Below are 9,815 nucleotides of genomic sequence, written 5' to 3'. Positions count from 1 at the left end.
GAGACAGGGGTGCCGGCGAGGGGGCCCCACTCGTTGGGGTCCGGGACGCCCGGCGGCAGCATCTGGCGGCGGCGGGGGCCGCCGTGGCCGGACTCGCCCGGTTCCTTCGCGCCCGGCCACGCCTTGACGACCCGGGCCGCCAGGACGAAGTCCTTCCGCAGCGGGTGCCCCTCGAAGCTCTCCGGCAGCAGCAGCGGTTCGAGGCCCGGGTGGCCGGGGAAGTCGACGCCGAACATCTCGTGCGTCTCCCGCTCGTGCCACGCGGCGCCCGCGTACACGCCGGTGGCCGTGGCCAGCGCCGCGCCCTCGTGCGGCACGGTGGTGCGGAGCAGCAGCCGCCGTGGCGGGGCGCCGAGGGCGACCACGTGGGCGCAGATCCGGAAGCCGGTGCCGGGCTCGTCCACCGCGCTGAGCCAGTCGAAGAAGGTGCAGCCGAGTTCGTCGCGGGCGGCGGTCAGGGCGTCGGTCCAGGCGGCGGGCGGCACGTCGACCGTCAGCACCTCGTAGGCGAACGAGGCGGTCGCGCCGTCCCCGAAGAGTGCCGTCGGCTCGGCCGGCAGCCAGTCCACCGTCACCGGCGTCCCTCCCCGGGGGCCTGGGGCGTGACGAGGCCGCTGGTGAGCGCCGCCGCCGAGGGCCGCGAGGCGGGCGGCGAGGCGGGCTTCGGCCCGTAGCGGCTCGGCAGCGACTCCGCCGCGATCTTCTCCTGGAGCTTGAGGATGCCCTGGAGCAGCGCCTCGGGGCGCGGCGGGCAGCCGGGCACGTAGACGTCCACCGGGATCAGCTGGTCCACGCCCTTGGTCACCGAGTACGAGTCCCAGTAGGGGCCGCCGCAGTTGGAGCAGGCGCCGAAGGAGATCACGTACTTCGGCTCCGGCATCTGCTCGTAGAGCCGCTTGACCGCCGGCGCCATCTTGTCCGTGACGGTGCCGGAGACGACCATCAGGTCGGCCTGCCGGGGGCCGGGCGCGAACGGGATGACGCCGAGCCGGATGAAGTCGTGCCGCGACATGGAGGCCGCGATGAACTCGATCGCGCAGCAGGCGAGGCCGAAGTTGAAGACCCACAGGCTGTAGCGGCGGCCCCAGTTGAGGATCACCTTCATGGGCTTGGGGGCGAGCCGGGACAGCGGGCCGAGGGAGCGCGGCGTCGGATCCGGCAGCATCCGGCCGGACGGAGTCGCACCGGGCGGAGTCGCACCGGGCGGAGTCGCACCGGACGGAGTCGCACCGGACGGGGTCGGGTCCAGCGGGGTCACGTCCATTCCAGGACGCCCTTCTTCCAGGCGTAGAGCAGGCCGACGGACAGGAAGCCGAGGAAGACGAACATCTCCACGAGCGTGACCCCGCCGTAGCCGTCGGCCGCGAAGATCGTCGCCCACGGGAAGAGGAACACGGAGTCGACGGCGAAGATCACGTACAGGAACGCGTAGACGTAGTAGCGGATCTGCGTGTGCGCCCAGCCCTCGCCGACCGGGTCCACGCCGCACTCGTAGGGGAGCAGCTTCTCCGGGGTGGGCACCGTGGGGCGCAGCAGCCGCCCGGCGCCGAAGGACACGGCGACGAACAGCACGCCGGCCACCGCGACCAGACCGACGACCGTGTAGCCGTGGAAGTAGTCGGGCACGTTCGGGCCTCCGACGACCGGACCGGGGACAGGATGGGGACTGCCGGTGAGTCTAGGGGGTGCCGGGCCGCTTGTGACCACTGCGCCCGGCGCCCGTATCGGCGCCGGGCGGCGGCGCGATGGTGGGGGTAGCCCCACCAGCGGTGTCGGCCCCACCCCATGGCGACCGCCCTCACGACCCGGCAGTCTTGGGAACATGACCAGCTCGACCAGCACCGCCCGGGGCGGCGAAGGCGCCGCGGGGGGCGCCGAGAAGCCGCCCCCGCCGCGCCCGGCGCTCGAAGCGCGCACCTGGCGCGAGTGCGGCTATCTGCTGACGAGCTTCCCGCTGGCGTTGGTCACCTTCGTCGGCGTCGTCGTCTGGATCTATGTCGGCGGGCTGCTGTCGGTCACCGTCATCGGCCTGCCGGTGCTGGCCGCCGGCCTCGCCGGTTGCCGCCGGGTCGCGGCATGGGAACGGGCGCGCGCCCGGGCGCTGCTCGGGTTGCGGGTGGACGAGCCGAGCCCGCTGCCGAGGAGCGAGGAGGCCGGCGTCCTGGGCCGGTTGTGGTCCGGGCTGCGGGATCCGGTGGGCTGGCGGGCCGCGCTGTTCTTCGTGATCAGGCTGCCGGTCGCCACGTTGACCTGTTGGCTCACCGTGGCCGCCGGGATCGTCGCCTGGCCGGCGCTGCCGTGGCTGGCCCGGTGGTTCAGCAACGTGGACCGGCTGCTGGTCCGCGGGCTGCTGTCGCCGTCGGACAGCCTGGAGCGCCGGATCACGGAGCTCGAGTCGGGCCGGGCGGCGCTCAGCGACACGGCCAACGCGGACCTGCGGCGGATCGAGCGCGACCTGCACGACGGGGCGCAGGCGAGGCTGGTCGCGCTGGCGATGGGTCTCGGCATGGCCAAGGAGACGATCCTCCGGGATCCGGAGGCCGCGTCGCGGCTGGTGAACGAGGCGCACGGCGAGGTCAAGCTGGCGCTCCAGGAGCTCCGCGACCTGGCCCGCGGCATCCACCCGGCCATTCTCACCGACCGCGGCCTCGGCCCCGCGCTCTCCGCCGTGGCGACGCGCTGCACGGTGCCGGTGGCGGTGAACGTCGAGCTCGACGAGCGGCCGGCGGAGGCGATCGAGGGGATCGCCTACTTCACGGCGTCCGAGCTGCTGCAGAACGTCAGCAAGCACAGCGGGGCGCGCGAGGCGTCGATCGACGTGTGGCGGGGCGAGGGCCGGCTGATGCTCCAGGTCACCGACGACGGCAACGGCGGAGCCGACCCGACGGCCGGTTCCGGGCTCGCCGGCCTCGCCGACCGGCTCGGCGCCGTCGACGGCCTCCTCGCCGTCCACTCCCCCGCCGGCGGCCCCACCACCGTCACCGCCGAGCTGCCCTGGCGCGACCGCACGGTGCCAGGACCGGGCGAACCCCCGGCCGGCACCACCCCCACTCCCATCACCGACAGCGAATGACCGTCGAGGACCCACGATGAAGACTCTGTTGCGCATGCCGTTCCAGTCCCGCACCTGGCGGGAGGGCCTGCACGCCCTGCTCAACTTCCCGGTGGCCCTGACCGGCTTCCTGTTCGCGGTCGTCGGCCTCGCCGTGAGCGGCGCCCTGCTCTTCCTGGTGGTGGGGCTCCCGCTGTTCGCCCTGACGCTGCTGGTGATCCGCCTCTACGGGCGGTTCGAGCGGATCAGGGCCCGCTACTTCCTCGGCCTCCAGGTGGCCGAGCCCGAGCCCCTGCGGCTCCGCCCGGGCCAGCGCGGCATCGCGGCGTGGATCGGCGCGGTGCTGCGGAGCAACGTGACGTGGCGGAGCACGGCCTACGCGCTGCTGCACCTGTGGTGGGCGCTCTTCACGTTCGTCACGGTGACGGTCCTGTGGTCCATCGGCCTGTTCGGGCTGACGTTCCCGGCGTGGGGCTGGACCATCACCCGGTACGGCGGCGAGCCGGGCGTCGGCATCAACGTCGACGGCGAGGGCGGCGGCTGGATCTGGGACAGCCCGTGGGAGTACGCCTTGGTGGCGGTGGCGGGCGCGCTGGTGATGGTGGTCGCCGCGCCGGTGATCCGGGGTCTCGCGGTGGTGGACCGGCTGCTGGTGTCGACGCTGCTCGGCCGCTCGGAGGCGGCCGCCCGGATGCTCCAGCTGGAGACGGACCGCTCGACGGTGGTGGACACCTCGGCCGCCGACCTGCGGCGGATCGAGCGCGACCTGCACGACGGGGCGCAGGCCAGGCTGGTCGCGCTGGCGATGGAGCTCGGCATGGCCAAGGAGACCATCGCGAGCGACCCGGAGGCCGCGTCGCGGCTGGTGAACGAGGCGCACGGCGAGGTCAAGCTGGCGCTCCAGGAGCTCCGCGACCTGGCCCGCGGCATCCACCCGGCCATCCTCACCGACCGCGGGCTGGGCCCCGCGCTCTCCGCCGTCGCCTCCCGGTGCCGGGTGCCGGTGGCGGTGGACATCGAGCTGCCCAGCCGGCCGGCGCAGGCCATCGAGGGGATCGCCTACTTCACGGCGTCCGAGCTGCTGCAGAACGTCAGCAAGCACAGCGGCGCCACCCGGGCCGGGGTGGACGTGTGGCGGGTCGGCGACCGGCTGATGCTCCAGGTCACCGACGACGGCAACGGCGGAGCCGACCCGACGACGGGCTCCGGGCTCGCCGGCCTCGCCGACCGGCTCGGCGCCGTCGACGGCCTCCTCGCCGTCCACTCCCCCGCCGGCGGCCCCACCACCGTCACCGCCGAGCTGCCCTGGCGCGACCGCACGGCGGCGGACGTGCCGGCGAGGTGATCCCGGGCGGTGGCACGGGTGAGATGCTGGCCCCCGGCGGGACGCCGCCGAGGGCGAGACGGGTGAGATCGGGGGAGAGAACGTGCGCGTGGTGATCGCCGAGGACTCGGTGCTGCTGCGGGAGGGCCTGACCCGGCTGCTCAACGACCGGGGGCACGAGGTGGTGGCCGGCGTCGGGGACGGCGAGGCGCTGGTCACGGCGGTGCGCGAGCTCGCGGCCGCCGGGGCACTGCCCGACGTGGTGGTGGCGGACGTGCGGATGCCGCCGACCCACACCGACGAGGGCGTGCGGGCCGCGGTGCGGCTGCGGCAGAGCTTCCCGGACCTGGGGGTCCTGGTCCTCTCGCAGTACGTGGAGGAGCAGTACGCGACGGAGCTGATCGCCGGTTCGAGCCGGGGCGTGGGCTACCTGCTGAAGGACCGGGTGGCGGACGTCAGCGAGTTCGTGGAGGCGGTGACCAGGGTCGCGACCGGCGGCACGGCGCTCGACCCCGAGGTGGTGGCGCAGTTGCTGGGTCGCAGCCGGAAACAGGATGTGCTGAGTGGGCTCACGCCGCGGGAAAGGGAAGTCCTAGGACTAATGGCGGAGGGAAGAACCAACTCCGCGATCGCCGCCCAGCTCGTGGTGAGTCACGGTGCGGTCGAAAAGCACGTGAGCAACATCTTTATGAAGCTCGGCTTGGCGCAGAGTGACACAGATCACCGAAGGGTTCTGGCGGTTCTCACCTATCTGAATTCCTAGCGCTCCTGCCACGCTGGAACCGGGGTTCCGGTGGTGCGCGCCCGAGCGCGCGCCGCCATGTCGCTCACGGGGGTGGTCGTCGTCATGCAACCGGGCCGGATCGGGTGCCCTCACCTGGTCTTTGATCTGATCCTCATCAGTAAGGTAACCCTCACCCGCGTACCATGGCTGACAAGAGCCGCCTCGAAGGAGGGCTACAGCAGTGACCACTGAGGTCGACCAGGACAGCCGGGACACGAAGGCCGTCAGGCGTGTTGACCGGGTAATCATCCGCTTCGCGGGGGATTCGGGCGACGGAATGCAGCTCACGGGGGACCGATTCACCTCGGAGACCGCGTCGCTGGGGAATGACCTGTCCACCCTGCCGAACTTTCCCGCCGAAATCCGAGCCCCGGCCGGCACCCTCCCCGGCGTCTCCTCCTTCCAGGTGCACTTCGCCGACCACGACATCCTCACGCCGGGTGACGCGCCGAACGTGCTGGTCGCGATGAACCCGGCCGCCCTCAAGGCGAACCTGGCGGACGTGCCGCGCGGCGGCGAGATCATCGTCAACACCGACGAGTTCACCTCGCGGGCGCTGGCCAAGGTCGGTTACGACGGCAACCCGCTGGAGGACGGCTCGCTCGACGGGTACAGCGTCCACCCGGTGCCGCTGACCGCGCTGACCGTCGAGGCCCTGAAGGGCTTCGACCTCACCCGCAAGGAGGCCGGCCGCTCGAAGAACATGTTCGCGCTCGGCCTGCTCTCCTGGATGTACCACCGGCCCACCGAGGGCACGGAGGCGTTCCTGCGTGCCAAGTTCGCCAAGCGCCCGGAGATCGCCGAGGCCAACCTGACGGCGTTCCGCGCCGGTTGGAACTTCGGCGAGACCACCGAGGACTTCGCCGTCTCCTACGAGGTGGCCCCGGCCTCCAGCGCCTTCCCGGCCGGCACCTACCGGAACATCTCGGGCAACCTGGCCCTGGCCTACGGCCTGGTCGCCGCCTCGCAGCGGGCCGACCTGCCGCTGTTCCTCGGCTCCTACCCGATCACCCCGGCCTCGGACGTGCTGCACGAGCTGTCGAAGCACAAGAACTTCGGGGTGCGCACCTTCCAGGCCGAGGACGAGATCGCCGGCATCGGCGCCGCGCTCGGCGCCGCGTTCGGCGGTTCGCTCGGCGTGACCACCACCTCGGGCCCCGGCGTCGCCCTGAAGTCGGAGACCATCGGCCTGGCCGTCTCGCTCGAACTGCCGCTGCTGATCATCGACATCCAGCGCGGCGGCCCCTCCACCGGCCTGCCGACCAAGACCGAGCAGGCCGACCTGCTCCAGGCGATGTACGGGCGCAACGGCGAGGCCCCGGTGCCGATCGTCGCGCCGGCCACGCCGGGCGAGTGCTTCACCGCCGCGCTGGACGCGGCGCGGATCGCGCTGACCTACCGCACCCCGGTCTTCCTGCTCTCCGACGGCTACCTGGCCAACGGCTCGGAGCCCTGGCGGGTCCCCGAGGTGGACGAACTCCCCGACCTGCGGGTGCAGTTCACCACCGCGCCGAACCACACGCTGGCCGACGGCACCGAGGTCTTCTGGCCCTACAAGCGGGACCCGCACACCCTCGCCAGGCCCTGGGCGGTGCCCGGCACCCCCGGCCTCGAACACCGCATCGGCGGCATCGAGAAGCAGGACGGCACGGGCAACATCTCGTACGACCCGGCCAACCACGAGCACATGGTGCGGATCCGCCAGGCCAAGACCGACGGCGTCACCGTGCCCGACGCGGTGGTCGACGACCCGAGCAGCGAGGCCAGGACGCTGGTGCTCGGCTGGGGCTCGACGTACGGCCCGATCACCGCCGCCGTCCGCCGGATCCGCCGCGCCGGCGGCCGGATCGCCCAGACGCACGTGCGCCACCTCAACCCGCTCCCCGCCAACCTCGGGGACGTGCTGCGCTCCTACGACCGGGTGCTCTGCCCGGAGATGAACCTCGGGCAGCTCGCCATCCTGCTGCGCGCCAGGTATCTGGTGGACGTCCAGTCCATCACGCAGGTCACCGGCCTCCCGTTCAAGGCCGAGCAGCTCGCATCCGCTTTCAAGGAGGCCGCTCCCGATGCCCGCTGACGCCACCGCCCAGGCCGACGCCCCGGCCCAGGGCCGCACCGCCCTCGCGCTGGTGCCGCGCACCGAGGCCCGTCAGACCGCCAAGGACTTCAAGTCGGACCAGGAGGTCCGCTGGTGCCCCGGCTGTGGCGACTACGCGGTGCTGGCCGCCGTGCAGGGCTTCCTGCCGGAGCTCGGCCTGGCCAGGGAGAACATCACCTTCGTCTCCGGCATCGGCTGCTCGTCCCGCTTCCCGTACTACATGAACACCTACGGGATGCACTCCATCCACGGCCGCGCCCCGGCCATCGCCACCGGCCTGGCCACGGCCCGCCGCGACCTGTCGGTCTGGGTCGTCACCGGTGACGGCGACGCGCTCTCCATCGGCGGCAACCACCTGATCCACGCGCTGCGGCGCAACGTGAACCTGAAGATCCTGCTGTTCAACAACCGGATCTACGGGCTCACCAAGGGCCAGTACTCGCCGACCTCCGAGCCCGGCAAGATCACCAAGTCCACGCCGATGGGCTCGCTCGACACCCCGTTCAACCCGGTGTCGCTGGCGCTGGGCGCCGAGGCGTCGTTCGTCGCCCGCACCATCGACTCGGACCGCAAGCACCTGACGAGCGTGCTGCGCGCCGCCGCCGAGCACCGCGGCTCGGCGCTGGTGGAGATCTACCAGAACTGCAACATCTTCAACGACGGCGCGTTCGAGGCGCTGAAAGACAAGCAGCAGGCCCAGGAGGCGGTGATCCGTCTCGAGCACGGCGAGCCGATCCGCTTCGGCCTCCCCGCGGAGGACGGCCTCGGCGGCAAGGGCGTGGTCCGCGACCAGGCCACCGGTGAACTGCGTGTGGCGGACGTGGCGGAGGTCGGCTCCGACGCCGTGCTGACGCACGACGCGCACGCCGCCACCCCGGTCACCGCCTTCGCGCTCTCCCGGCTCGCCGACCCGCACACGCTGCACCGCACCCCGATCGGCGTCCTCCGCTCCGTCGAACGGCCGGCCTACGAGGACCTGATGGCCGAGCAGTTGGAGCGGGCGGTGGAGTCGCGCGGCAAGGGCGACCTGGGGGCGCTGCTCACCGGCAACGACACCTGGACCGTCGCCGGCTGACGTCCGCCCCTCCCCCCCCCGGGCGTCAGGACCGTCACACGGATACGGGAATGACAACCGCCACGCCGGGCGCTACCTTCATGGTGGCGTTCGGACGTGGCGGTGGGAGGCGCGGTGGCAGCGGGCAGTGCGGGAAGCCGGTCGGGGTTGCTCCTCGGCCTCGGCGCGTTCGGGCTCTGGGGGTTGTTGCCGCTCTACTGGCGGCAGTTGGACTCCGCCGGCGCCTCCGAGGTGCTGGCCCACCGCATGCTCTGGTCGCTGCCCACGGCCCTGGTGCTGCTGGTCGCCGTCCGCAACTGGTCCTGGATCCGGCCGCTGCTGCGCGACCCGCGGCGGCTCACGCTGCTCGCCGTCTCCGCCACGCTGATCTCCGGCAACTGGTACCTGTTCATCTGGGCGGTGGCCGAGGGCCGGGTGCTCGAGGCGTCCCTCGGATACTTCATCAACCCGCTGCTGACCATCGCCATCGGGGTGCTGCTGCTGCGCGAGCGGATGCGGCGCGCCCAGTGGGTGGCGGTCGGCGTCGGTGGGCTCGCGGTGGTGGTGATGAGCGTCGCCTACGGCCAGATCCCCTGGATCTCGCTGGCCCTCAGCATCAGCTTCGCCGCCTACGGCCTGGTCAAGAAGAAGACCGGGCTGGACGGCCTGGAGGGCTTCACCGCCGACTCGGCGCTCCAGTTCCTGCCGGCCCTGGTCTTCGTGCTGTTCCTCGCCGGCCGCGGCGACTCCACCTTCACGACCGAGGGCGGCACGCACACCCTGCTGCTGATCGGCAGCGGCCTGGCCACCGCGCTGCCGCTGATCTTCTTCGGCGGCGCGGCCGTCCGACTGCCGCTGTCCACGCTGGGCATGATGCAGTACCTGGCGCCCTCCACGATGTTCCTCCTCGGCGTGCTCGCCTTCCACGAGGAGATGCCGCCGGAGCGCTGGGCCGGCTTCGGGCTGGTCTGGACGGCGCTGACGATCCTCACCTGGGACGCCCTGCGCCACGTCCGCCGCACCCGCCGCACGGTGGCCCGCCACGTGCCGGCCGACGCCGCCGCCGCACCGGCCCGGGCGCGGGATGCCTGAGCCGACCACCCTGGCCTGGGTGGCCCGCCACCTGGCCCCCGGCGAGCGGATCACGGCCACCCACCCGCTGCGCGGCGGCTGGACCTCCCGCATCATCGCGCTGACCACCTCGACAGGCCGCGAACTGGTCCTCCGCTCCTTCCTCTCCCCCTTCTTCCGCCACCACGCGCCGGGGCTGCTGGCCCGCGAGGCCGCCGTGCTGACCCTGCTGCGCGGCACCCCGATCCCGGCGGCCCGGCTGCTCGCCCTCGACCCGGCGGGCGAGCACTGCGCCGCACCCTCCCTGCTGATGACCCGGCTGCCGGGCACCGTGCGGCTGACCGAGGACACCGGAGCGGACCTGGCCGCGCTGCTCGTCGCGATCCACCGGCTGGCCCCGGCCGATCGCCCCCGCCCCTACCAGGCGTGGAC

At 72.7% G+C, this 9,815-nt stretch carries 10 protein-coding genes; 7 read left to right on the top strand and 3 right to left on the bottom strand.

Features of this window, described 5'->3' with window-relative positions; translation table 11 throughout:
* From E1283_RS24625 to E1283_RS24615, 3 genes are all read right to left on the bottom strand, one after another.
* Nucleotides 1-575, bottom strand: a 575-nt coding sequence (locus E1283_RS24625; protein WP_132820328.1) for an NADH-quinone oxidoreductase subunit C, incomplete at its 3' end; no start/stop codon positions are given.
* Complete coding sequence (locus E1283_RS24620; RefSeq protein ID WP_243745075.1) at nucleotides 572-1,264, bottom strand: NADH-quinone oxidoreductase subunit B; 693 nt, start codon at nucleotides 1,262-1,264, stop codon at nucleotides 572-574. The genes E1283_RS24625 and E1283_RS24620, both read right to left, overlap by 4 nt.
* Entirely contained in the window at nucleotides 1,255-1,626 is a 372-nt protein-coding gene (locus E1283_RS24615) for an NADH-quinone oxidoreductase subunit A (RefSeq protein WP_132820326.1), read from the bottom strand. Before E1283_RS24615 ends, E1283_RS24620 begins: the two co-directional genes overlap by 10 nt.
* A gap of 196 nt (nucleotides 1,627-1,822) precedes the next feature.
* Between E1283_RS24615 and E1283_RS24610 the strand changes: the two genes are divergently transcribed.
* From E1283_RS24610 to E1283_RS24580, 7 genes are all read left to right on the top strand, one after another.
* Complete coding sequence (locus tag E1283_RS24610; protein ID WP_132820325.1) at nucleotides 1,823-3,073, top strand: sensor histidine kinase; 1,251 nt, start codon at nucleotides 1,823-1,825, stop codon at nucleotides 3,071-3,073.
* Between the two features lie 16 nt (nucleotides 3,074-3,089).
* A complete protein-coding gene (locus E1283_RS24605) occupies nucleotides 3,090-4,397 on the top strand; it encodes a sensor histidine kinase (protein WP_132820324.1) in 1,308 nt (435 codons plus the stop codon).
* Between the two features lie 82 nt (nucleotides 4,398-4,479).
* Complete coding sequence (locus E1283_RS24600) at nucleotides 4,480-5,139, top strand: response regulator transcription factor (protein ID WP_132820323.1); 660 nt, start codon at nucleotides 4,480-4,482, stop codon at nucleotides 5,137-5,139.
* A gap of 202 nt (nucleotides 5,140-5,341) precedes the next feature.
* Complete coding sequence (locus E1283_RS24595) at nucleotides 5,342-7,237, top strand: 2-oxoacid:acceptor oxidoreductase subunit alpha (protein ID WP_132820322.1); 1,896 nt, start codon at nucleotides 5,342-5,344, stop codon at nucleotides 7,235-7,237.
* Entirely contained in the window at nucleotides 7,227-8,333 is a 1,107-nt protein-coding gene (locus E1283_RS24590; RefSeq protein ID WP_132820321.1) for a 2-oxoacid:ferredoxin oxidoreductase subunit beta, read from the top strand. Before E1283_RS24595 ends, E1283_RS24590 begins: the two co-directional genes overlap by 11 nt.
* A 114-nt stretch (nucleotides 8,334-8,447) precedes the next feature.
* Entirely contained in the window at nucleotides 8,448-9,404 is a 957-nt protein-coding gene (gene rarD, locus E1283_RS24585) for an EamA family transporter RarD (RefSeq protein ID WP_243745074.1), read from the top strand.
* On the top strand, nucleotides 9,397-9,815 hold a 419-nt coding region (locus E1283_RS24580; protein WP_165956233.1), incomplete at its 3' end, for a phosphotransferase family protein. The genes rarD and E1283_RS24580, both read left to right, overlap by 8 nt.

It is taken from the genome of Streptomyces hainanensis, from assembly GCF_004348415.1.
GTDB classification, from domain to species: Bacteria; Actinomycetota; Actinomycetes; order Streptomycetales; family Streptomycetaceae; genus Streptomyces; species Streptomyces hainanensis.
The sequence above is the reverse complement of the archived record's forward strand: the minus strand, read 5'-3'. Positions and strand labels throughout refer to the sequence as shown.